The 21,757-nt window shown below is 64.4% G+C and carries 22 protein-coding genes; 18 read left to right on the plus strand and 4 right to left on the minus strand.

What is annotated here, in order from left to right; all coding sequences use genetic code 11:
• Positions 1-20: 20 nt before the first annotated feature.
• The 3 genes from ACP7BY_RS03060 to ACP7BY_RS03070 are packed head-to-tail and all read right to left on the minus strand — an operon-like array spanning position 21 to position 2,800.
• On the minus strand, positions 21-1,136 hold the full coding sequence (locus ACP7BY_RS03060; RefSeq protein ID WP_137903109.1) for a glycosidase: 1,116 nt from the start codon (positions 1,134-1,136) through the stop codon (positions 21-23).
• Entirely contained in the window at positions 1,133-1,891 is a 759-nt protein-coding gene (locus ACP7BY_RS03065) for an SDR family oxidoreductase (protein ID WP_033964309.1), read from the minus strand. Before ACP7BY_RS03065 ends, ACP7BY_RS03060 begins: the two co-directional genes overlap by 4 nt.
• 33 nt (positions 1,892-1,924) lie before the next feature.
• Positions 1,925-2,800: an alpha/beta fold hydrolase gene (locus ACP7BY_RS03070; protein ID WP_033964327.1), complete on the minus strand. Its 876-nt coding sequence runs from the start codon at positions 2,798-2,800 to the stop codon at positions 1,925-1,927.
• Between the two features lie 50 nt (positions 2,801-2,850).
• Between ACP7BY_RS03070 and ACP7BY_RS03075 the strand changes: the two genes are divergently transcribed.
• From ACP7BY_RS03075 to ACP7BY_RS03115, 9 genes are all read left to right on the plus strand, one after another.
• Positions 2,851-4,209, plus strand: a complete 1,359-nt coding sequence (locus ACP7BY_RS03075) for a protein adenylyltransferase SelO family protein (protein ID WP_033964308.1) — start codon at positions 2,851-2,853, stop codon at positions 4,207-4,209.
• Between the two features lie 68 nt (positions 4,210-4,277).
• Positions 4,278-5,690, plus strand: a complete 1,413-nt coding sequence (astD, locus tag ACP7BY_RS03080; protein ID WP_209515354.1) for a succinylglutamate-semialdehyde dehydrogenase — start codon at positions 4,278-4,280, stop codon at positions 5,688-5,690.
• An 87-nt stretch (positions 5,691-5,777) separates the two neighbouring features.
• Entirely contained in the window at positions 5,778-5,954 is a 177-nt protein-coding gene (locus ACP7BY_RS03085) for a hypothetical protein (protein WP_231564988.1), read from the plus strand.
• A gap of 92 nt (positions 5,955-6,046) precedes the next feature.
• Positions 6,047-6,835, plus strand: a complete 789-nt coding sequence (gene cobA / locus ACP7BY_RS03090) for a uroporphyrinogen-III C-methyltransferase (protein WP_033964306.1) — start codon at positions 6,047-6,049, stop codon at positions 6,833-6,835.
• Complete coding sequence (locus ACP7BY_RS03095; protein ID WP_126846979.1) at positions 6,832-7,128, plus strand: DUF2849 domain-containing protein; 297 nt, start codon at positions 6,832-6,834, stop codon at positions 7,126-7,128. Before cobA ends, ACP7BY_RS03095 begins: the two co-directional genes overlap by 4 nt.
• 1 nt (position 7,129) lies before the next feature.
• Positions 7,130-8,761: a nitrite/sulfite reductase gene (locus ACP7BY_RS03100; protein ID WP_033964304.1), complete on the plus strand. Its 1,632-nt coding sequence runs from the start codon at positions 7,130-7,132 to the stop codon at positions 8,759-8,761.
• Positions 8,754-9,251, plus strand: coding sequence for a DUF934 domain-containing protein (locus tag ACP7BY_RS03105; RefSeq protein WP_249340884.1), 498 nt, complete (start codon positions 8,754-8,756; stop codon positions 9,249-9,251). Before ACP7BY_RS03100 ends, ACP7BY_RS03105 begins: the two co-directional genes overlap by 8 nt.
• On the plus strand, positions 9,244-9,999 hold the full coding sequence (locus tag ACP7BY_RS03110) for a phosphoadenylyl-sulfate reductase (protein ID WP_137903107.1): 756 nt from the start codon (positions 9,244-9,246) through the stop codon (positions 9,997-9,999). The genes ACP7BY_RS03105 and ACP7BY_RS03110 overlap by 8 nt, the downstream gene beginning before the upstream one ends.
• Before the next feature lie 239 nt (positions 10,000-10,238).
• On the plus strand, positions 10,239-10,868 hold the full coding sequence (locus tag ACP7BY_RS03115; protein WP_137903106.1) for a hypothetical protein: 630 nt from the start codon (positions 10,239-10,241) through the stop codon (positions 10,866-10,868).
• A gap of 175 nt (positions 10,869-11,043) precedes the next feature.
• Here ACP7BY_RS03115 and ACP7BY_RS03120 read toward each other — a convergent pair whose 3' ends face one another.
• Positions 11,044-11,904, minus strand: coding sequence for a metal-dependent hydrolase (locus tag ACP7BY_RS03120; protein WP_033965055.1), 861 nt, complete (start codon positions 11,902-11,904; stop codon positions 11,044-11,046).
• A gap of 56 nt (positions 11,905-11,960) precedes the next feature.
• Between ACP7BY_RS03120 and ACP7BY_RS03125 the strand changes: the two genes are divergently transcribed.
• The 9 genes from ACP7BY_RS03125 to lptG all read left to right on the plus strand — a co-directional run bounded on the left by ACP7BY_RS03125 (position 11,961) and on the right by lptG (position 21,686).
• Positions 11,961-12,542 carry a TetR/AcrR family transcriptional regulator gene (locus ACP7BY_RS03125; protein ID WP_033965053.1) on the plus strand — a complete coding sequence of 194 codons (582 nt, stop codon included), beginning with the start codon at positions 11,961-11,963 and terminating at the stop codon, positions 12,540-12,542.
• A 35-nt stretch (positions 12,543-12,577) separates the two neighbouring features.
• Positions 12,578-13,621 (plus strand): GTPase ObgE, encoded by a 1,044-nt coding sequence (obgE, locus tag ACP7BY_RS03130; protein WP_126846969.1) that lies wholly within the window; start codon positions 12,578-12,580, stop codon positions 13,619-13,621.
• Between the two features lie 9 nt (positions 13,622-13,630).
• Positions 13,631-14,743 carry a glutamate 5-kinase gene (gene proB / locus ACP7BY_RS03135; RefSeq protein ID WP_033965051.1) on the plus strand — a complete coding sequence of 371 codons (1,113 nt, stop codon included), beginning with the start codon at positions 13,631-13,633 and terminating at the stop codon, positions 14,741-14,743.
• A gap of 64 nt (positions 14,744-14,807) precedes the next feature.
• The gene (locus tag ACP7BY_RS03140) at positions 14,808-15,713 is read left to right on the plus strand and encodes an NAD(P)H-binding protein (RefSeq protein ID WP_137903105.1); all 906 of its coding nucleotides are present in this window, start codon (positions 14,808-14,810) and stop codon (positions 15,711-15,713) included.
• A 60-nt stretch (positions 15,714-15,773) separates the two neighbouring features.
• On the plus strand, positions 15,774-16,016 hold the full coding sequence (locus ACP7BY_RS03145) for an acyl carrier protein (RefSeq protein ID WP_010185174.1): 243 nt from the start codon (positions 15,774-15,776) through the stop codon (positions 16,014-16,016).
• Between the two features lie 4 nt (positions 16,017-16,020).
• Positions 16,021-17,283, plus strand: coding sequence for a serine palmitoyltransferase (gene spt / locus ACP7BY_RS03150; protein ID WP_137903104.1), 1,263 nt, complete (start codon positions 16,021-16,023; stop codon positions 17,281-17,283).
• A 51-nt stretch (positions 17,284-17,334) separates the two neighbouring features.
• Positions 17,335-19,290, plus strand: coding sequence for an ATP-binding protein (locus tag ACP7BY_RS03155; RefSeq protein ID WP_033965050.1), 1,956 nt, complete (start codon positions 17,335-17,337; stop codon positions 19,288-19,290).
• A 90-nt stretch (positions 19,291-19,380) separates the two neighbouring features.
• Positions 19,381-20,592, plus strand: coding sequence for an LPS export ABC transporter permease LptF (gene lptF / locus ACP7BY_RS03160; protein WP_171010578.1), 1,212 nt, complete (start codon positions 19,381-19,383; stop codon positions 20,590-20,592).
• On the plus strand, positions 20,589-21,686 hold the full coding sequence (lptG, locus tag ACP7BY_RS03165) for an LPS export ABC transporter permease LptG (RefSeq protein ID WP_137903103.1): 1,098 nt from the start codon (positions 20,589-20,591) through the stop codon (positions 21,684-21,686). The genes lptF and lptG overlap by 4 nt, the downstream gene beginning before the upstream one ends.
• Positions 21,687-21,757 lie beyond the last annotated feature (71 nt).

Consider the following 21,757-nt stretch of genomic DNA (forward strand, 5'->3'; position numbering starts at 1 on the left):
CTACCGCGGGAGGGGCTCGTTCAGGCGAAGGCCGATTTCGGGATATGCGTGATGCGACAGGCGAGATCGGCCTCGCCGCTGGCCACCACATAGTGGTCGCCGGCGTCGACAATGCCCGTCGTGAACACAACATTGTCGATGTACATCAGCTCCTTGATAGGATCGGTCAGCGCCGGATTGGCCTCGATCAGCGGATTATGGCTGGTCCGCAGGACGATGCTGGGATCGTCACGATCAAGGATCGACCAATAGGTCCGGTAAATCCCGACCACGCCCGACGGCTCCACGCCGTGCCACAAGGTCAGCCAGCCTTCGGGCGTCGCGATCGGCGGGGCACCGCCACCCATCCGCGCCGTCGCCATCGTCGCTGCGTGGGGGCGGATGCCCGGCTTGTCATACGGCTTCCAGTGCAGCGCATCGGGCGAACTGGCGAGGTTGATCGACGGCCCCGCGCGCCATTCGCTGCCCGGTGGATAAGCGAAATACAAATCGCCGAGCGGCCGGGTCTGCGCCCAGTATTTCTCGCCGATCTGCCCCTCAAAGATCAGCATGTCCTTGTTCTGGTGATCCAGCACGATACCCTCCAGTCTCCAGTCGAGCGCGTTGTCGGAGGTGTAGAGCGTGGTCGAATGCCGCTCCGGGCTGACCGAGCACGTCGTCATCAGATAACGATCGCCGACCTTGCTGATCCGCGCATCCTCGACGCCGTAGCATTGGTATGAGGCGCGCGGGGTGACGGCCTTGTCGTAATGCACCGCCTCAACGCGGGTGCCGTCGGCGGTAAGTTCGACCGGCAGCAACCACGACAGCGAGGTCAGCGCCATCACCTTCCATCCGCCGCCCCGCATCATGAACTTGCGCGGATCGGAGGTATCGACAAAATCGAGCGGCCAGGCATCGAGACAATACCCCCCGTCGAACCAACGCAGGGCGTTGATATGCTGATCCGTCATCGGTGCCCGCAACGCCTCCGCCACGCGCACCATCAGCAGCAGATTGCCATTCGCCAGCCGCGTCATGCCGGGGTTGAACGCGCCCAGCACATAGGTTTCGGCATCCACCTTGCCTGCAAGCGGCGACCGCGCCAGGTCGACATCGGCGGGACCGAAGATCAGCGCATCATGGGAAAAGCTCATTCCGAATTCTCGTTTCGAGGCGTGATGGTCAATTGTTGCACGACCGCGCGACGCGGTTGCGTCAGGATATACTGGACGCCGACCGCAATGTCCTCGGCGCGCAGTGCGGTTTCGTCGCGGATCTTCTCGCGTTGTTTTTCCGGCGGCATCTCTGGCTCCTGCATGGTCGATCCGGTCAGGCCCGGCTCGACCAAAGCGACGCGAATGCCCTTGGGTCCCATTTCCCTACGGAACGCCTCGGCAAAACCCTGAATGCCGTATTTGATTCCGGCATACACGGTCGAATTGGGGCCCAGCACATGCGCGCTCATCGAGCCGATCAACACGATATCGCCCGCGTCGCCAAGCGCCGCGATCGAGGCGTGGGCAGTCATCAGATAACCGGTAAAATCGGTCGCGATGGCATAGCGCACGTCCTCCTCGGACATTTCGCTCAGCCCCTCGGCAGCGACAGCGGCGTTGATGACCGACACGTCGACGCCGCCGAGATACGCCCGGCCGGCCTCGACGAACGCTTTCGGGCTCGCAGGCTCGGCAAGGTCGAGCGTGATGCCGTCGCCCTCGCCAACCTCGCGAATGCGCGTAAGCGCGTCGGCCAGGTGCGCCGCGCTGCGGCCGCAGATAAACACGCGCGCGCCCTCACTCGCCAGCAGCACGGCGATAGCACGACCGATCCCGGTCGTGCCGCCGGTGATGATCACGCGCTTGCCCTTCAAACTGGGCATTGCGGTATACGCATCGGAAAGGTCAGTCATGCAAAGCTCCCGGTTATACTGCCGGGAGACGCGTCAGCCCGGTGCCGGTTCCGCCGCAATCCGCGCGAGCAGGCGATCGATCCCGGCGAGCGCCTCCGGTTCGCCAAGCGTCGGGGCATGACCGATCCCGGGGACCGTAACCAATTCGCCAACGGTGAGCCCGGCGACCATCCGCTCGGCGACACTCGCGGCAAGGATATCGGACTTGCCCCCGCGCACGATCAGCGTGGGGACGTCCTTCAAGCGGTCGAGCGCGCGCCACATATCGGGTCCGGCCTCATTGCCCGGCACGCGGAACGGCTCCGCGATCTTCATATCGTAGTCGAGCACGATCCGCCCCGCACTGTTGAGCCGATACAAGCGCTTGGCCATCGCCAGCCAGTCTTCGAGGCCATAGGTGGGATAGACGTCGCCATTCGCCTCCGCCACCGCGCGCGCGGCATGGATCCAGGTGGGCCAGCTACTGGATTTGCCGACATAACTGCGGATACGCGAAAGCCCTTCGGGCCGGATCTCCGGGCCGACGTCGTTGAGCACGGCCCCCACCAGCGTTTCGCGCGCCGTCCCCGCCAGCAACATCGTCACGATTCCGCCAAGCGAGGTGCCGATCGCGACGTAGCGCGCCACGCCCAGTTCGCCGAGCAGCCCCTCAATATCCTGCACATAGGTAAGCGGGACATAGGTCATCGGGTCCTTGGCGTAGCCGCTCTCGCCGCGCCCGCGCAGATCGACTGCGATCACGCGCCACTGTGGCGACAGCCGCCGCGCGAGGTCGTCATAATCGCGCGCGTTACGCGTCAGGCCGGGCAGGCACAGGATCGGCGGGCGATCGTCGGGGCCCGGATACTCGCGATAGTGCAGCCGCACCCCGTCATTCGACCACCAATATCGATTTTCATAAGGCGACATGGTCAGATCCTGGGGTTGCGTCCTGCGGTCGGCACCCTCCATATCCACGCATGAGCATCACCCCGCAAGCATATGCGCCGCACAGCGCGATCCTCGAACTGGGGGATGCCTTTTACGATCCCGTCGCCGCCGCCGACTTTCCCGAAACCCGCTTGCGCTTTCGTAACGATCGCGCGGCGCGGGAGGTCGGACTTGATACGATGGGCGACGACGAATGGCTGCGGCATTTCGGGCGGTTCGAGAGCCTGCCGGGCAGTCTCGCGGAGCCGCTGGCACTGCGCTACCATGGCCACCAGTTCCGCGTGTACAATCCCGAGATTGGCGACGGGCGCGGCTTTCTGTTCGCGCAATTGCGCGACACGCGCGGGCGGCTGATGGACCTTGCCACCAAGGGGTCCGGCACGACACCCTGGAGCCGCTTTGGCGACGGGCGACTGACGCTGAAAGGTGGCATGCGCGAAGTGCTCGCCACCGAAATGCTGGAAGCGCTGGGCGTCGAAACCTCGCGCAGCTTCTCGCTGATCGAAACCGGCGAGGCGCTGGAGCGCGGCGACGAGCCCTCCCCCACCCGTTCGGCGGTGCTGGTGCGGCTCAGCCACGGCCACATCCGCATCGGCACCTTCCAGCGCATCGCCTATCTGCGCGATGCCGAGAACATGACGCGGCTCGTCGAATATGTCCTGCGCAACCTGTATGACGAGGTGCCCGGCGAGAATGCCGCCGAGCGTCTGCTCGATCTTGTGGTCGGTCGCGCCGCGACGCTCGCCGCCAGCTATATGGCAGCGGGGTTCGTCCACGGCGTACTCAATTCGGACAATATCAACGTGACGGGCGAGAGTTTCGATTACGGCCCGTGGCGATTCGCGCCGACCTGGGACCCAGGTTTCACCGCCGCCTATTTCGATCATGCCGGACTCTATGCCTTCGGCCGCCAGCCCGAGGCGATTCACTGGGACGTGATGCAGCTCGCGGTCAGCCTGCGCACGATCAGCGCGGCCGAACCGCTGATCGCAGTGCTGGAAAGCTTCGCAGAGCGCTACCAGCTTGCGGTGTCCCACGCGATCTTGTGGCGACTGGGCGTCACGCCACGCGATCCGCAGCAGGACCGTGGCTTGGTGCAGACGGTCGAACGCGCGCTGCGGACGAGCGAAAGCGGCCTTGATGGTTTTTTCTTCGACACGTTCGGCGGCGTCGCGCCCGAAGGCGAGGCCTTCGCCGAGGTGCGCGCTGCGCTTACGCCTTACGTCGCCCGCAAGCCCCGCGACCATCATTATTGGCAGGGCACGCCCTGTTCGATGTTGATCGACGAAGTCGAGACGATCTGGGCGGCGATCGACCAGAAGGACGATTGGCAGCCCTTTCATGCCAAAATCGCGCGCATCCGCGAGATGGGTGAGGCGATGACGTAACCCATAGTGAGCGAACCGCCGCGAGCAGAGTGGATTTGCGCACGATTCTGAGGCAGAGACCGTTGTAAATGTCTTCCGAACTTCTTTCCTTCGAACCCGCGACCGGTGCCACCTTGTGGCGTGGCTCGATTGGCGATGTCGACGCCGAGGTGGCCACTGCCCGGGCAAGCTGGGCGAGCTGGGCGGCACAGCCCCTCGCCTATCGCATCGAGGCCCTGCGCCGCTTCGCCAATGTCGTGCGTGCGCGTGCCGATGCCTTTGCCGATCTGATCGCGCGCGAAACCGGAAAACCGCTGTGGGAAGCCCGCACCGAAGTCGAAACCGTGATCGCCAAGGTCGACATTTCCGTGACGGCCTATGCCGAACGCACACCGCAGCGACGGCTCGATTCGCAAATGGGCGGACGGATGGCCTTGCGGCACAAGCCGCACGGCGTGCTCGCGGTGCTGGGCCCCTATAATTTCCCGGCGCATTTGCCCAACGGCCATATCGTGCCCGCCTTGCTCGCAGGCAACGCAGTGGTGTTCAAGCCGTCGGAAAAGACCCCGGCCTCGGGCGCTTTTCTGGTCGAATGTTTCCATGCCGGCGGCGTGCCCGAGGGGTGCGTCCGCCTGTTGATCGGGGGTGCCGCCGAGGGCAAGGCGCTCGCCGCGCATGACGGCATTGATGGTCTGCTGTTCACCGGATCGGCGCACACCGGCATCGCGCTCAACCGCGCGTTCGCGAGCCGACCAGAGAAAATTCTTGCCCTCGAAATGGGCGGCAATAACCCGATCGTGGTGTGGGATTCGCCCGATTTGCATTCCGCCGCGATCGTCATCGTGCAATCGGCCTTCACCAGTGCCGGTCAGCGCTGCACCGCCGCGCGCCGCCTGATCGTCGACGAAAAGCTGTTCGAGCCGCTGCTTGGGGAAGTGACCAAGCTGGTCAACCGCATCATCGTCGACGAACCTCATGCCACCCCGTCGCCGTTCATGGGGCCGGTGATCGACAATGAGAGCGCCGATTTGCTCAGCGAGAGCTTCCTCGAACTGATGATGCGTGGCGGGCGGCCGATCCGCCATCTCGAACGCCCGATTGCGGACCGCCCGTTCCTGCGCCCCGCCTTGATCGACACCACCGAAATGAACGACCGGCCCGACATCGAGCTGTTCGGCCCGATCCTGCAGGTCATCCGCAAATCCAGCTTCGAAGATGCCATTACCGAAGCGAACAACACGCGCTACGGCCTGTCGGCATCGTTGCTCAGCCAGAACCCGGCTTTGTACGACCAGTTCTGGGCCAATGCGCGCGCCGGAATCGTCAATTGGAACAAGCCGACCAACGGTGCCTCCTCCGGAGCCCCGTTCGGCGGCATCGGCTGGTCGGGCAATCATCGGCCAAGCGCCTATTACGCGGCGGACTATTGCGCCTATCCCGTCGTTTCAAGCGAGGCCGACCAGGCGCGCGCTTCGATCGGTGTCGGTTTGCGCGACGCGTAACGCGGTTGGCGGTCGACTTATTGGGTTTCGGCCAACCGCTGGCCGCGAATTCAGGAACTTACGCGCATTCCAGGCTTTTGCGTGTTCGTGAAAAACGCTGACACCGCCGATTGCGAACCGCCCCGCGCCCGCAAGCTGAAAACCGAATCGGACAATTGCCTCGCCATTGCGATCCGCGAACGCGACAGCGAGGTCGCTGCCTTGCTGATCGACGAAGCCGCCAAATTGGCGCGGCGATCGAGGGAATTGGCGAACAAGGACTGATCCCCTATCAAGTAAGTGGGAAAAAGCTGGTCTACCCAGCCCCCAAGCAACCGTGAATTGCCCCGGGCGCAGGTCCAGCCCATCGCATAACGATGGCAACGCTTCTCGATCCCACCGCGCGCGGGCGCGTCATTCTCGTCGGTGCGGGCCCGGGCGACCCCGGCTTGCTGACGGTGCGCGCGGTCGCGGCGCTCGAAAGCGCTGATGTCGTGGTACATGACGGTTTGATTGATCCGCGCGTGCTCGACCTCGCCCCCGCGACCGCACAGCGAATCTCCGTGGCAAAGCAGCGAGCCCGGCACACCTTGCCGCAGGAGGCGATCAACACCCTCATCATCGCGCATGTGAAGACCGGCGCGATCGTGGTGCGGCTGAAGGGCGGCGATCCGTTCATCTTCGGGCGTGGCGGCGAAGAGGTTGAAGCGGTGCGCGCCGCCGGTCTGCCGGTCGAGGTAATCCCCGGCGTGTCGGCAGCGTTGGGCTGCGCGGCGGAGGCGATGCTGCCGCTGACCCACCGCGACCATAGCAGCGCGGTCAGCTTCGTTGCCGGGCAATGCAAGGGACTGACCGATCAGGACTGGTCGGGGCTGGCCGGCAAGGGCCGCACGCTCGTCATTTATATGGGCGTCGCCACCGCCAGCGACATTGCCGACAAATTGATGCGCGACGGCGTCGCCCCCGAAATGCCGGTCGCGGTGCTCGAGCGCGGCACGCTCGACGGGCACCGCGCGATCCGCACTCTGCTCGCCGATCTCGGGTCGATGGTCGAGCGCGAAAAGGTCGCGTCCCCGGCGATCATCGTCGTCGGCGAAGTTGTCGATCTGTCCGACGCCGAGGATAAGCTCGGTCGCTGGGCCAGAATTGCGGAGTCTGTTGCTTGAAACTGCTGACCGGAAACGATTTGCCGACGGGTGATGTGCTGTGGTGGACGGGCTCAAGCTGGTCCCGCCATGTCGAGGACGCCGCCGATGTCGGCGACCAGGGCGAAAGCATCGCCCGCGCCGAGGAAGGCGCGCGCCGGGTCAACGGTGCCTATGTGATCGACGCCACCGCCACGCCGGAAGGCCCGCGCCCAGCACACATAAAGGACCGCGTCCGCGCGCTCGGTCCGACGGTGCGGCCCGATCTGACCTTGAAGCCTGCGGATCCTGCGGCCGGAAGCTGGGTAATCTGACATGTATAAATACGACCAATATGACCAGCAGATCGTCGATGCCCGCGTCGAGGAGTTTCGCGATCAGGTAAGGCGCCGTCTGGCGGGACAGATCACCGAGGACCAGTTCAAGCCGCTGCGGCTGATGAACGGCCTGTATCTGCAGCTCCACGCCTATATGCTGCGCGTCGCCATCCCCTATGGCACGCTCGACAGCCGCCAGATGCGGATGCTGGCGACGATCGCGCGCAAGTACGATCGCGGCTACGGCCATTTCACCACGCGTCAGAACATCCAGTATAACTGGATCAAGCTGTCCGACGCGCCCGACATCCTTGCCGATCTGGCGACGGTCGAGATGCACGCGATCCAGACCAGCGGCAATTGCATCCGAAATATCTCGTCCGACCAATATGCCGGGGCTGCCGCCGACGAGGTCGCCGATCCGCGCATCTGGGCGGAATTGCTGCGCCAGTGGAGCACCTTCCACCCGGAATTCAGCTACCTTCCGCGCAAGTTCAAGATCGCGGTGATCGGGGCCGAGGAAGATCGCGCGGCGATGCGGCTGCACGACATCGGCATTCAATTGCTGGAACGGGATGGCGTGCTCGGCGGGCGCATTTATGTCGGCGGCGGCATGGGCCGCACCCCGATGATCGCGCCCGAGATCAAGGATTTCGTGACCGCCGACGATTTGCTGAGCTATGTCGAGGCGTGCCTGCGCGTCTACAATCGCTATGGCCGACGCGACAATATCTACAAGGCGCGGATCAAGATCCTGATCCATGAGCTGGGTGCCGACGAATATCGCCGCCAGGTCGAGGAAGAGTTCGCGCACGTCAAATCGCTCGGGCTCGATCCACCCAAGGCCGAATTCGACCGCATCACCGCCTTCTTTGCGCCCCCGGCATTTTCTACCGATGCGCCGGAAACGATCGACCGCAGAGATCCCGATTTCGCGGTGTGGGTCGATCAGAACACCGCCGCGCACAAGCAACCGGGCTATGCGATCGTCACGATCAGTCTCAAGCCGACCGGCGGCATCCCCGGCGACGCCACCGCCGAGCAGATCGACCTGATGGCCGATCTCGCCGAGCGCTACAGCTTCGACGAACTGCGCGTGACCCACGCGCAGAACATCGTGCTGCCGCACGTCCGCAAGGCCGATCTTTACGCCATTTGGCAGGCGCTCGACGGTGCCGGGCTCGCCCCTGCCAATCTCGACCTGATCAGCGACATCATCGCCTGCCCCGGTCTCGATTATTGCAGCCTTGCCAATGCACGCTCGATCCCGGTCGCGCAGAAGATCGCCACGCGCTTCGCCGACCAGAACCGCCAGCGCGATCTGGGCGAACTGAAACTCAAGATCAGCGGCTGCATCAATGCCTGCGGGCATCACCATGCCGGGCACATCGGCATCCTCGGCGTCGACAAGAAGGGCACCGAAAATTACCAGTTGCTGCTCGGCGGATCGGGCGCGGAGGATACCAGCCTCGCCAAAATCACCGGCCCCGGCTTTGACGAGGACGGCATCGTCGACGCGGTCGAAACCGTGACCAACGTCTATCTCGCCAAACGCGCGGAGGGCGAGCGCTTCCTCGACACCTATCGTCGCGTCGGCATGGAACCCTTCAAGGAGGCGTTGTATGGATAAAGCCCAAACCGTCGCCCCGGCGCAGGCCGGGGCCGCCCCGTTGGACACACCCCAGCACCCCCAGGCCGACCCCGGCCTGCGCCGGGGTGACGCGATTTCAGACGAGCCCGCCGTCACGCTCGACGCGTTCCTCGACTCGCAGACCAACGCCACCGCCGTCCGGCTCGAAGCGGGCGACGATGCGCGCGCGCTGCTGCCCTATCTCGACCGGATCGCGCTGGTCGAAGTCAGCTTCCCCAGCTTCCGCGATGGCCGGGGTTATTCCGCCGCGCGCGTGCTGCGCGAGGCGGGCTATACCGGCGAATTGCGCGCGCAGGGCGATGTGCTGGTCGACCAGATGCCGCTGATGAAGCGCTGCGGCTTTGACAGCTTCGCGCCGCAAGCCGAGATCGATCCCGCAACCCTCGAAGCCGCGCTTACGCGCTACGAAAACGTTTATCAAAAGGCCGCTGACGGGCGCGTGCCGGTCTGGGCGCTGCGGCATGGCTAGCACCGCGCGCAAGCTCGACCTGATCGACGTCACGCCCTTCTCCGCCGCCGACGCAGCGGCAATGGAGGCGCGTTTTGCCGGGGTCGGCACCAGCGAGATGCTGGGCGAACTGTTGACCGGTGAACTCAAAGGGCGCGTCGCGGCGGTATCGTCGTTCGGTGCCGAAAGCGCGGTGCTGCTCCACCTGATCGCGCAAATCGACCGCGATATTCCGGTGATCTTCCTCAACACGCAGAAGATCTTCGGGGAAACGCTGGCCTATCGCGACCAACTGTCGGAGCAGCTCGGCTTCACCGACCTGCGCGTGTTCCGGCCGGATCCCCGCCTGCTCGCGGCCAAGGACGGCACGGGCTTGCGCTGGAATTACGATCCGGACGGCTGCTGCGACCTGCGCAAGGTCGAGCCGCTGCGCCGCGCGCTCAGCCCGTTCGACGGGTGGATTTCGGGCCGCAAGGGCTTCCAGGCGGGCACGCGCCAGGCGATGCCGCGCTTTGAGGAGGATGAGGGCCGCTTGAAGTTCAATCCGCTCGCGGATTGGGACAAAGCGCGGCTCGACGCCTATTTCGCCGAACACAAATTGCCGCGCCACCCGCTCGAGGCCGAGGGCTATCCCTCGATCGGCTGCGCGCCGTGCACGAGCAAGGTGCTTCCCGGCGAAGACCCGCGCGCCGGGCGTTGGCGCGGCTGGGAAAAGGTCGAATGCGGCATTCACGTGCCCGAAAAACCGGGCGAGGAGCCGGTGTTTTAGGGCTGGACTGTTTTAGCGATCAGTCGACAAGCGCCAATTGCGGACGTTCAACCGGCCGATTATACTTCCCGACTGCGGACGTTCGCGCTTTCGCCATCACGTGGGGCGCTGATGTAATCGCCCGAGCGTTCTGAAGGTGCCGGAAGCGCATCGACATTGCGCATGCGACGGGTCCAACTGCTATAGCCGAGCAACGGGCAATTGAATAACGAGCATTCACATCCAGCGCCGGGGGCACCATGAGCCGACAAACGTTCATCGCAGTAATGACATCGGCGATCCTATTCTGGGCTTCTCCAGCTGTCGCCGAGCCCTGCGAAATGCACGTATGGCCGACAAACCGTTTAGACGGTGCCACAATGGCGAGTTGGGCAGGCGGCGTTATTCCGGCTTTAATGGCCGGTAAAACGGACAAGCAGATAGCGGTGTTAACCGCACTTCTGAATCCAACCCAGCAGGTCGAGCGGTTCAAAAAGCTCGATCTTCGCGCGGCCTTCGGTCTCGCTGCCGATACCGAGATTGTATATCATGATCCGATCGATGCTCGTTGGAAGTCGAGCACGCGTAATACGGAATCCCGGGCGGCCTGCTATTACGAGTTTCGCGTCGATCAGATCATGTTCAATCGGCACCCCCTCTATGGCAAGGACATATTAGCTTTCTTTACGTTCCGAGATTTCGCGGCAGGAGAGTCAATCACTTTAAAGTCGAGCGACCGCATCCGCACTAAAATGCCTGCTTTTCCCCAGAAGATCGAGAGCGATCCTGTGAGCGTGGCTGCCGCCGCCGGACTGATCAACGAAGCATTTGCGACCGACATCACCATTTTTGCGAACCGCATCAAGCCCCGGCTTCGCAAAGCTACCTAAGAAAATGGTCGTTACCAGCCGGTGTAGAGTGAACGGGCTTCAGGTGGGAAAGCTGAAAGTCGGCGATCGGCATTTTTGATCCGGAAGCAGTCCGACGGCTTCCCACCAGATCATGCCGTTCAGCGCTTTCGTTCGAGCCCTCTTCCCGAACCGTTCCTAACCCTCACCCGCTCCCTCAAGCCGCAACAACCGCCCTCGGCAACACCGCCGCCGCATAATCACTTTCTGCCAGTGCGATCAACGCGCGGTCGTCATGCTTCCACGGGTGGAAGCCGGGCAGGAAGAAAGCGAGCCACGCCCCCAGGATTTTCCGCGCCATCCCCGGCTGCCCGAGCGCATACCACAGAATCCCGAAATGCGCCCGGGCACCGGTAATCCCGTCTTGCCGCAGCAGTTCGAGCATACCCTTGTACCGCCCGACAAAGAACTTGTGCGTCGTGCCCAGCATCACGAAGGCCTTGATCTTCCAGCGCTGCCAACGCGACCAGTCGCGCGTCGCGTGGAGCCAGGTGTCATAGGCGACGCCCTTATGCTCAATCTCCTCGGCCGCATGCCAGCGCCACAAGGCCGCCGCCTGTTCGTCCCCGCCCTTCAGGTGACGCGGATCGGCGATCAATTGATGCGCAAGCATTGCGGTGAAATGCTCGAGCGCCATCGTCGCGGCCAGGCTCGCGATCGGCGGACGTCCCTTGGTCAGCGCCAGCGCCTCGTCGATATGGCCCTCCAACAGCGTCACGTCATAGCCCTGATCGGTGACATGACGGTTGAACGCCACATGTTCGCGCGTGTGGATCACCTCCTGCTTGATAAACGCCTGAATCTCCGCGTGCAGGCGCGGCGGCGTGCCCTCGCGGAAATTGCGCACGCTTTCGATGAAAAAGCCCTCGCCCTTGGGGAAGGTCACCGACAGCGCGTTGTAGAAGGCGGTCGCAAACGGATCATTGTTGAGCCACCACCGCCGCATCGCCGTGCCGCGCCCAAAGCGCAAATCACGCGGTGTAATCGACAGATCTGCAGGACTTGTTGCTTTCGCCACGGGAAACTCCGTACAGCAGGGAAGAACAGGTCTGAAACTATGAGCTACTTACACTCGTGTCAATAGTGCGCAAACGGCTTACCCCGGAAGAGTCACGGGACGCCGCGATCGAGGCGGCACGTGCGCTGCTGGTCGAACAGGGTCCGCAAGCGGTTACGCTAAAGGCAGTGGCGGCGCGGATTGGGCGGACGCACGCCAATCTGCTGCATCATTTCGGCTCGGCAGCGGACCTGCAAAAGGCGCTGATCACGCATCTGGCGGATTCGATCACCGCACAAATCGGCGCGGCGGCGAAGCGCGCCCGTGTGGGCGAGGCCGATCCGCGCGAAGTGGTCGATCTCACCTTCGACGCCTTTGCCCACGGCGCGGGGGCGATGGCGACCTGGATGATCCTGTCCGGCAATCACGATGCGCTCGACCCCGTGCTCAACGCGATCCACCGCCTGGTCGACGAACTGGCCGAGGATGAGGATTCGGGAAAGCTGATCTACGAGGACACGCTCCAGCTCGTGCTGATGGCGATGGGCGATGCACTGCTCGGCAAGGCGATGGCGAGCGCTTTGGGCTTGCCGCCGGAGGCCGCGCGGACCATCGCGACGCGCGCTTTGATCGCCTCGCGCAGCGTGCTGCCAGCCTGACTGGCTAAAATCGCAATTTCCGCTAAAGAGCGGTCATGCATTTTCTTGACCAAGCAAAGATCTTCGTCCGGTCGGGCGCGGGCGGCCCCGGTGCCGTCAGCTTCCGGCGGGAGAAGTACATCGAATATGGCGGCCCCGACGGCGGCAATGGCGGCAAGGGCGGCGACATCGTGTTCGAGGCCGTCGCCGGTCTCAACACGCTGATCGACTTCCGCTACACGCAGCATTTCCGCGCGCCGCGCGGGCATGGCGGATCGGGCTCGAACCGCACCGGTGCCGGTGGCGACGACCTCATCATCCGTGTCCCGGTCGGCACGCAGGTGCTGAGCGAGGACAAGGAAGAGGTGCTGGCGGATTTCACCGTTCCCGGCGAGCGCGTCGTGTTCCTGCGCGGTGGCGATGGCGGCCGCGGCAATGCCACCTACAAGACCTCGACCAACCGCGCGCCGCGCCAGCACGGCACGGGCTGGCCCTATCAGGAAATGTGGGTGTGGCTGCGGCTGAAGCTGCTCGCCGATGCGGGGCTGGTGGGGTTGCCCAATGCCGGCAAATCGACCTTCATCAACGCCGTGACCAATGCGCAGGCCAAGGTCGGTGCCTACCCCTTCACCACGGTGCGCCCGCAATTGGGCGTGGTCAGCCGCCACAATCGCGAATTCGTCGTCGCCGATATTCCCGGTTTGATCGAGGGCGCAGCGGACGGGGCCGGGATCGGCGACCGCTTCCTGGGGCACATCGAACGCTGCAAGGTGTTGCTCCATTTGGTCGATGCGACCGAGGATAACCCTGTGGAAAACTACCGGATCGTCCGTGCAGAACTCGACGCGTACGGCGCGGGGCTTGTGGACAAGCCGCAAGTGATCGGCCTCAACAAGATCGACGCGCTCGATCCCGCCGACGTGAAGAAGCTCGTCACCAAGCTGAAGCGCGCGAGCAAGGCCGACGTGCTGCCGATGTCGGGCGCGGGCGGCGCTGGCATTGAGGCAGTTGTCGACCGGCTGATTGAGGTGATCGGCCCGGCCGAAGGTGCCCCCGCGCGCGACGACGACACGCCACCTGGCGAATGGTCGCCTGTTTGAGATAGCGGCATGTTCTCCCCCGCCTCCGCGCCACGCCTGATCGTCAAGGTCGGTTCGTCGCTGCTCGTCGCGCCCGATGGGACGGTGCGGCGGGCATGGCTGGCGAGCCTGGTGGCCGACATCGCCGCACGCGCTCGCCTGGGCCAGGAAATTGCGGTGGTGTCGTCGGGCGCGATTGCGCTGGGGGCGCGGCGGTTGAAGCTGCCCAAGGGCGGCCGCGCCAGCCTGGAAGATGCACAAGCCGCCGCTGCTACCGGGCAGATCGCACTGTCGGGCGTCTGGGCCGAATTGCTAGCAGCAGAGGGGCTGACCGCAGCGCAGATGCTGGTGACGCTCGATGACCTTGAGGACCGCCGTCGCTATCTCAACGCTGCCGCCACGCTCGGGCGACTGCTGTCGCTGGGTGTGGTGCCGGTGATCAACGAAAATGACAGCGTCGCCACCGAGGAAATCCGCTTCGGCGACAATGACCGGCTCGCCGCGCGGGTGGCGCAGGCGGCGGGCGCGCAGGGCGTGATCCTGTTGTCCGACGTCGCCGGACTGTACGACGCCAACCCCAACACCAACCCCGACGCCACGCTGATCCCGCGCGTCGAGCGAATCGATGCGCGGATCGAGGCGATGGCCGATGGCGGATCGGGATCGGGCATGGGGTCTGGCGGGATGGTCTCAAAGATCGCCGCCGCGCGCATTGCCACCGCTGCCGGCGCACAGCTCGCGATCGTTTCCGGCCATGCCGAGCATCCGCTCGCCACGTTCGACGCAACCGCGCGTGGTACGGTGTTCGCCGCCGAACGTGCCGCACCCGCACGCAAGGCCTGGCTGGCGGGCGGACTCACTGCCAAAGGCGAGATCATGATCGACGCAGGCGCGGCGCGCGCGCTGGCCGACGGCAAGAGCTTGCTCGCCGCCGGGGCAACGCAGGTTTCGGGCAGCTTTGCGCGCGGGGACTTGCTGTCGGTCGTCGGGCCGGACGGGCGGACGCTGGCCCGCGGCCTCAGCGAATATGATGCCGCCGACGCCGCCGCGATCACCGGCAAGCGTAGCGACGAACATGCCGCGATCCTCGGCTATGCCCCGCGCGCGGCACTCATCCACCGCAACCATATGGCGCTGGTGTGAAAGTGAGCCTGGCCGTAACCCCTTCCTTGGCGGAGGCCGGGGAAGGACCTGGGGGACAAAAGCTGTGACCATCCTCGCCATCACCGGCGGCACCGGCTTTGTCGGATCGCGGCTGATCGATCTCGCGCTCGCCGCCGGGCATGAGGTGCGGGCGCTCACCCGTCGCCCGCAACCCGCACGGGCTGGCGTGATGTGGATCGAGGGCGCACTCGACACGCCCGCAGCGCTTGATCGGCTGGTAACCGAGGCAGACACGGTGATTCACGTCGCCGGTGTCGTCAACGCACCCGATCGAGCCGGATTTGCCGCAGGAAATATCGCGGGAACGCAAGCGGTCGTCGATGCCGCCGAGCGCGCCGATGCCCGCCGCTTCGTCCACGTCTCCTCACTGGCGGCGCGCGAACCGGGCCTGTCCATCTATGGCTGGTCCAAAGATGAAGCCGAGCGCGTCGTCGCCAAGTCCAGCCTCGATTGGGCGATGGTGCGGCCGCCCGCCATTTATGGCCCCGGCGACATGGAAATGCGCGACCTGTTCCGCATGGCCAGGATGGGGATCGCGCTGCTTCCTCCGGCGGGCCGCGTATCGGTGATCGAGGTCGGCGATGTCGCTGCCTTGCTGCTCGCGCTTGCCGAGGCAGGCCCCTCCCACGAAATCTACGAACCCGACGATGGCCAACCGGGCGGCTGGAGTTACGCCGAATTGGCCCGCGCGGTTGGTGTCGCGGTCGGCCACAAGGTGCTGCCGGTGGCGCTGCCCAAGGCGATCCTGTCGCTTGCCGCCCATGTCGACCAGATATTCCGCGGCAAGGCCGCAAAGCTGACCGCCGACCGCGTCGGCTATCTCTGCCATCCGGACTGGACTGCCTCCCCCTCCAAGCGCCCCGACCCGGCGCTTTGGGTGCCGCAGGTGCCGACGCCACAAGGGCTTGCCGCAACGGCGGCATGGTATCGCGCGAACGGCTTGTTATAGGCGTGCTATAAAGCCGCCGCATTTTGGCGGCACAGCGATACAACACTTCAAGGACTGACCATGAGCGACCGCCAGGCCATTTACGATACCGTCACCGCGCAGATCGAACCCTTCAACAAAAAGGGCGTAACGCTGAGCGACGCGACGACCTTTCAGGGCGACCTCGAATGGGACAGCCTGACCGTGATGGATTTCGTCGCGGCGATCGAGGATGAATTCGACATCATCATCACCATGAACATGCAGGCGGAAATCGAAACCGTCGGCCAATTGGTCGATGCCGTCGCGAAGCTGAAGGGCTGATCCGATGAGCGATGCCGGCCTTGTGACCGAAAACCTCCCCGCCGATCCCGCGACGATCGCGCCCGAGCGCGACCTGATGTCGAAGTTCGACGCGTTGATCGCCGAACGCCAGGCGCTGATCGACACCGGTGTGACCGATCCGTTCGCGATCGTGATGGAGCAGGTGAAATCCCCGACCGAGGCCGTCATCGCAGGGCGCGACACCATCCTGCTCGGCACCTATAATTATATGGGGATGACCTTCGACCCCGACGTGATCGCCGCTGGCCACGCCGCGCTCGACCAGTTCGGGTCGGGCACCAATGGCAGCCGTATGCTCAACGGCACCTTCCGCGACCATATCGAGGTCGAGGATGCGCTGCGCGATTTCTACGGCGTGTCGGGCGCGATCGTCTTTTCGACCGGATACATGGCCAATCTCGGCATGATCTCGACGCTCGCGGGCAAGGGCGAATATGTCATCCTCGATGCCGACAGCCATGCCTCGATCTATGACGGCTGCCAGCAGGGCAATGCCGAGATCGTCCGCTTCCGCCACAACAGCGTCGAGGATCTCGACAAGCGGCTCGGTCGCCTGCCCAAGGAGCCGGGCAAGTTGGTCGTGCTGGAGGGCGTCTATTCGATGCTCGGCGACATTGCGCCGCTGAAGGAAATGGTCGCCGTCGCCAAGAAGCATGGTGCGATGGTGCTCAGCGACGAAGCGCATTCGATGGGCTTTTACGGCCCCAATGGCCGCGGCGTGTATGAGGAACAAGGCTGCGAAGCCGATGTCGATTTCGTCGTCGGCACCTTCTCCAAATCGGTCGGCACCGTCGGTGGTTTCTGCATTTCCAACCATCCGAAGTTCGAGGCGATTCGCCTCGCCTGCCGTCCCTATATCTTCACCGCCTCGCTGCCGCCGTCGGTCGTCGCCACCGCTGCCGCCTCGATCCGCAAGCTCAAGCATGCGCACAAGAAACGGCAGCAATTGTGGGAGAATGCCCGGTCGCTGCATGGCGGCCTGAAGGCGCTTGGCTTCAAGCTCGGCACGGAAAACCCCGACAGCGCGATCATCGCGATCATCCTGAACGACCAGGAACAGGCCGTGGCAATGTGGCAGGCGCTGCTCGAAGGCGGGCTTTACGTCAACATGGCGCGCCCCCCGGCGACCCCGGCTGGCACTTATCTGCTGCGCTGCTCGCTCTGCGCGGAGCATACGCCCGAGCAAATCGCCACGGTGCTGACGATGTTCGCCGCTGCAGGGCGCGCCACCGGTGCAATCGGCTGACCGCCTGTCCGCCGCCTGTTCAAAAATGCTCGCTTGGGCTAAAAAGCTGACATGAGCGGGACAGTGGCCGAGGCAACAGAAGCGGACCCGCCTGGCGCGGCTTGGCGCACCGTCACGTTGGTCGTGGTGGCGGTGCTGGGTGCGCTGGTGCTGGTCGCGCTCAACCTGACGCTTGCCGAGGCGAACCGTCAGCGCGACCGCGCGCTGAAATTGCAGACGCACAGTTACGAGGTGATGATCCTCTCGGCCAATCTGGCCGGGACGATGGCCCATGCCGAGGCGGCACTCGGCCGCTATGTCATCAGCGCCGATACCACGCTTGGCCAGGCCTATTCGGCCGACTGGCAATTGGCCGGGCAACAATTGGCGCGCCTCGACCAGATCACGCACGACAATCGCGAACAGCAAGTGCTGCTCAAGCAATTGCGCCAAGCCTTCGAAGCGCGCCGCGAGGAATTGTCGCTGACCGCGCGCAGCACCCTGTATGGCAAGAACGCCCAGGCGCTCGCCCTGTTCTACAAGACCCGCGAATCGCCGTCGCTGACCAGGATCGACACGTTGCTCGACCGGATCGGGACACAGGAACGCACGCTGCTCTCCCGTCGCACCGGTGACGCGATGAGTTCGGTCGCGCGATCGAGCGGCATTGCCAGCGCCTTGTCGGTGTTCGGCGTGCTGCTCGTGCTGGGGGCGATTGCGCTCGGCTGGCTGACGGTGACCGCGCTTGGTCAACGCGCAACCGCCCGCGCCGAGGCCGAGGCCGAGCGTGACCGCGCCGTCGAGTTGGAAGCGGCGGTCGCCCGCGCCTCCGCCGTGCTGCTGGCGCAGGAAAGCAAGTTGCGCCAGGTCCAGAAAATGGAAGCTGTGGGTCAATTGACCGGCGGCATCGCGCACGACTTCAACAATATGCTGGCGGTCGTTCTGGGCGGTCTCGAACTCGCCAAGCGGCAGATCGATAGCGATCCCGCCGCCGCGCGCCGCCATATCGACAATGCCGCCGACGGTGCCAATCGCGCCGCCGCACTGACCCGGCAGTTGCTCGCTTTCTCGCGCGAAGAGGCGTTGCGATCGGAGCCGATCGAACCGGTGGCGCTGGTCAAGGGCATGTCCGACTTGCTCGACCGCACGCTGGGCGACGGCATCAAGGTTACGGTCAACGCCGCCAATGACGCGGCATGGCTGGTGCGGTCGGATCGGCACCAGCTTGAAAACGCCGTCCTCAACCTTGCCGTTAATGCCCGCGACGCGATGAACGGGCGTGGCCAGTTGACCATTACCGCTGCCGCCGAGACGCTTGCCGAGGGCGCGGTCGGCACTTGCCGCGCGGGGGAATATGTCGCGCTGAGTGTTACCGACACCGGCTGCGGGATGACGCCGGAGCTGCTCGAACGTGTGTTCGAACCCTTCTTCACGACCAAGCCTGCGGGCAAAGGCACGGGCCTTGGCCTCAGCCAGGTCTTCGCCTTCGTGCGGCAGGCCGAGGGCGAGGTTGGACTTCGCTCCGAAGTCGGACGGGGCACCACGGTTACGATCTATCTCCCGCGCTATGCGGACGGCACCGTCGCTGAGCCGCATTCCGAAAACGCGGCGATCGATTTGCCCAATACCCCGACGCTGGACATCCTTGTCGTGGAGGATGATCCGCGCGTTCTGACCGCGACGATCGGTGCCCTGCGCGAACTCGGCCATCGCCCCGTTGCCTGCAGCGACCCGCTCGCGGCACCGGCGGCGCTCGATCAGCTCGCGCACGTCGACTTGCTGATGTCCGACGTTCTGATGCCGGGGCAGACCGGCCCCGAAATGGTCGCGGCGCTCCAGCATCGCCACACCGATATGGCGGTGCTGTTTGTCACCGGTTATGCGGGCGAAGCCGGTGGTGAGGTCGAATTTGGCGGCCATCACGTGCTGCGCAAGCCCTTTACCCTGGCCGGGCTCGAACGGGCGATTGCCGCAGCGCTGGACGCGCGATCGGCACGCGCCGCGCCCACCGCCGTCGCCGCCGAATGATTTCGTAGCTGACGGACGGCGCGCGCACCGATATAGCCGCATAATGCGGGTTCCCCCTCCCCTCCGGCCAGAGGCCAGCTTCCTCCCATCATGAAGTCCATCGACCGCTACATGGCCCGACTGATCGCGGTGCCGCTGTTCTCCACACTGGTCATCTTTGCGATGTTGCTGGTGCTCGACCGCATGTTGCGCCTGTTCGATTTCGTGGCGACCGAGGGCGGGCCGGTCAGCGTGGTGTGGCGGATGCTCGCCAATTTGCTGCCGGAATATGTCGGGCTGGGTATTCCGGTCGGGCTGTTGCTCGGCACGCTGCTCGCTTTCCGCAAGCTGGCGACCTCATCCGAACTCGACGTGATGCGCGCGGTCGGCATGAGCTATCCGCGGATGCTGCGCGTCCCCTATATGTACGCGATTACGCTCGGCCTGCTCAATTTCGCCATCGTCGGCTTTGTTCAGCCCGATGCTCGTTACAATTACGAGAAGTTGCGCTTCGAATTGCGCACCGGCGCGCTGGGCGCGTCGATCAAGGTTGGCGAATTCACCCATTTCGGCAACAACATGACGCTCAGGATCGAGCAGAGCCATGACAATGGGCGCAAGCTCTCGGGCATCTTCCTGCGCCGCGATGACGGCAAGGGTGGCTCGATCGCCGTCACCGCCGCCAGCGGGCAGTTCTTTGCGATCGACAATCCCGACGAGATCATCTTCCGCCTCACGGATGGCACGCTGATCCGAACCGAGGCGCGCGTCGCGTCGCCACGGGTCCTGCGGTTCACGGCGTTCAGCTTGCCGATTTCCTTGCCCAAAACCGAGAGTTTCCGGATTCGCGGCGGCGAAAATCTCGAGCGGACCCTGCCGGAACTGGTCAAGGTCGGCACCGACCACGATTCCACCAAGGAGGAACGCGACACCAGCCGTGCGGCGTTCAATTTCCGCACTGCCGAAGTGCTCTCGATCCTGGTGCTGCCGCTGCTTGCCCTTGCGCTCGGCATCCCACCCAAACGCTCGACTTCGGCGCTCGGCGTGTTCCTCGCGATTATCATGATCGTCGCCTATCACAAGGTGAACGAATATGCGCAGGCAGTGGGGGGCCTGGGCAAGATCGATCCGGTGCTGGCGATCTGGATCCCGTTCACGGTGTTTACCGGGCTGACGCTCTGGATGTTCTATACCATCGCCTTCGTACCCGGCGGGCAGCCGATCGGCGCGCTCGAACGGGTCTTCTCCAAGCTTGGCAAGGCGATTGGCAGATTGATGCCCGGCAGGCGCGACGCAAACCGATCGAAGGAAGCGGCGGCATGACCGCACTCGACCTTTTCCCCTCGCGCACCGTTGCGCTCTATATGGGCAAGATGTTCCTCACGCGCACGTTCGCTGTGCTGATGATGCTGGTGCTGGTGCTGCAGGCGCTCGACCTGCTGACCGAATCGGGCCACATTCTGGCCCATGCCGGCAATGGCCAGCCGGAGATCCTGCGCTATCTATCGCTGCGGATCCCTGAGATCATCGCGCAATTCCTGCCCTTCTCGGTGTTGCTGGGCACGATCATCACGCTGTCCACGCTCAACCAGAATAGCGAAGTGATCGCGCTGAAAGCATCGGGCATGTCGGCGCATCAGGTTCTGGCACCGCTGTTGATCGCCAGCCTCGGCGTTGCCTTCATCTCCTTCACCTTCAACGACCGTATCGTCAGCCGCGCAACCGCCACGCTCGATCAATGGCAGAAGGTCGAATACGGCCCGGTGCCGGTAGACCGGGGCGACCGCACCAACGTGTGGGTGCGCGATGGCGACGACCTGCTGCAAGTCGACCAGGTCCGGGGACGCGGCGATGCGACCCGGCTGTCGGGTATCACGCTGTTTGATCGCACCGGTGGCAATATGGTTGGCATCATCACCGCCAAGGAAGGCGTGCGGGTCGCGGACGGCTGGAAAGTCGGTCCCGCAAAACGTTTTGACGTTGCGAGCGGAAAGGTGGCGAATGTCGGAACCGTGATCATCGCCCGCGATGTCCGGCCCGATCAGTTCGCGCTGTCGAGCATCGATGCGAACGGACTGTCGTTCGGCGCGCTGCGCGATGCGATTGCCGATCTGAAAGCGGGCGGTCGCCCGACCAAGGCGCTGGAGGGGGCCATGTGGCACAAACTGGCGGGGCCCTTGTCGTCGGTGTTGATGCCCTTGCTGGGCGCGGTCGCGGCGTTCGGTCTGGCGCGATCGGGCAAGCTGTTCATTCGCGCAGTGATCGGGATGATGCTCGGCTTTCTCTATTTCGTCGCCGACAATTTCGCGCTGGCGATGGGCAATCTCGGTGCCTATCCCCCCTTTCTCGCGGCCTGGGCCCCGTTCCTGCTGTTCTTCATGATCGGCGAAGCGGTGCTGATCCGCACCGAGGAATAGCGGCGATGGCATTGGGGTGGAGCATCGCGCTCCTTGCCGTCGCTGCTTATTGTGTCGTTCAAGTTATTCGC

Origin of the sequence: Sphingomonas sp. PSPC2-2 (assembly GCF_049897725.1) — a bacterium.
In the GTDB taxonomy this organism is placed as follows: domain Bacteria; phylum Pseudomonadota; class Alphaproteobacteria; order Sphingomonadales; family Sphingomonadaceae; genus Sphingomonas.

Coding starts and splice junctions, on each gene's coding strand:
- ACP7BY_RS03060 (WP_137903109.1), bottom strand. CDS start 1,136: ATGAGCTTTTCCCATGATGCGCTGATCTTCGGTCCCGCCGATGTCGAC.
- ACP7BY_RS03065 (WP_033964309.1), bottom strand. CDS start 1,891: ATGACTGACCTTTCCGATGCGTATACCGCAATGCCCAGTTTGAAGGGC.
- ACP7BY_RS03070 (WP_033964327.1), bottom strand. CDS start 2,800: ATGTCGCCTTATGAAAATCGATATTGGTGGTCGAATGACGGGGTGCGG.
- ACP7BY_RS03075 (WP_033964308.1), top strand. CDS start 2,851: ATGAGCATCACCCCGCAAGCATATGCGCCGCACAGCGCGATCCTCGAA.
- astD (WP_209515354.1), top strand. CDS start 4,278: ATGTCTTCCGAACTTCTTTCCTTCGAACCCGCGACCGGTGCCACCTTG.
- cobA (WP_033964306.1), top strand. CDS start 6,047: ATGGCAACGCTTCTCGATCCCACCGCGCGCGGGCGCGTCATTCTCGTC.
- ACP7BY_RS03100 (WP_033964304.1), top strand. CDS start 7,130: ATGTATAAATACGACCAATATGACCAGCAGATCGTCGATGCCCGCGTC.
- ACP7BY_RS03105 (WP_249340884.1), top strand. CDS start 8,754: ATGGATAAAGCCCAAACCGTCGCCCCGGCGCAGGCCGGGGCCGCCCCG.
- ACP7BY_RS03110 (WP_137903107.1), top strand. CDS start 9,244: ATGGCTAGCACCGCGCGCAAGCTCGACCTGATCGACGTCACGCCCTTC.
- ACP7BY_RS03115 (WP_137903106.1), top strand. CDS start 10,239: ATGAGCCGACAAACGTTCATCGCAGTAATGACATCGGCGATCCTATTC.
- obgE (WP_126846969.1), top strand. CDS start 12,578: ATGCATTTTCTTGACCAAGCAAAGATCTTCGTCCGGTCGGGCGCGGGC.
- proB (WP_033965051.1), top strand. CDS start 13,631: ATGTTCTCCCCCGCCTCCGCGCCACGCCTGATCGTCAAGGTCGGTTCG.
- ACP7BY_RS03145 (WP_010185174.1), top strand. CDS start 15,774: ATGAGCGACCGCCAGGCCATTTACGATACCGTCACCGCGCAGATCGAA.
- spt (WP_137903104.1), top strand. CDS start 16,021: ATGAGCGATGCCGGCCTTGTGACCGAAAACCTCCCCGCCGATCCCGCG.
- ACP7BY_RS03155 (WP_033965050.1), top strand. CDS start 17,335: ATGAGCGGGACAGTGGCCGAGGCAACAGAAGCGGACCCGCCTGGCGCG.
- lptF (WP_171010578.1), top strand. CDS start 19,381: ATGAAGTCCATCGACCGCTACATGGCCCGACTGATCGCGGTGCCGCTG.
- lptG (WP_137903103.1), top strand. CDS start 20,589: ATGACCGCACTCGACCTTTTCCCCTCGCGCACCGTTGCGCTCTATATG.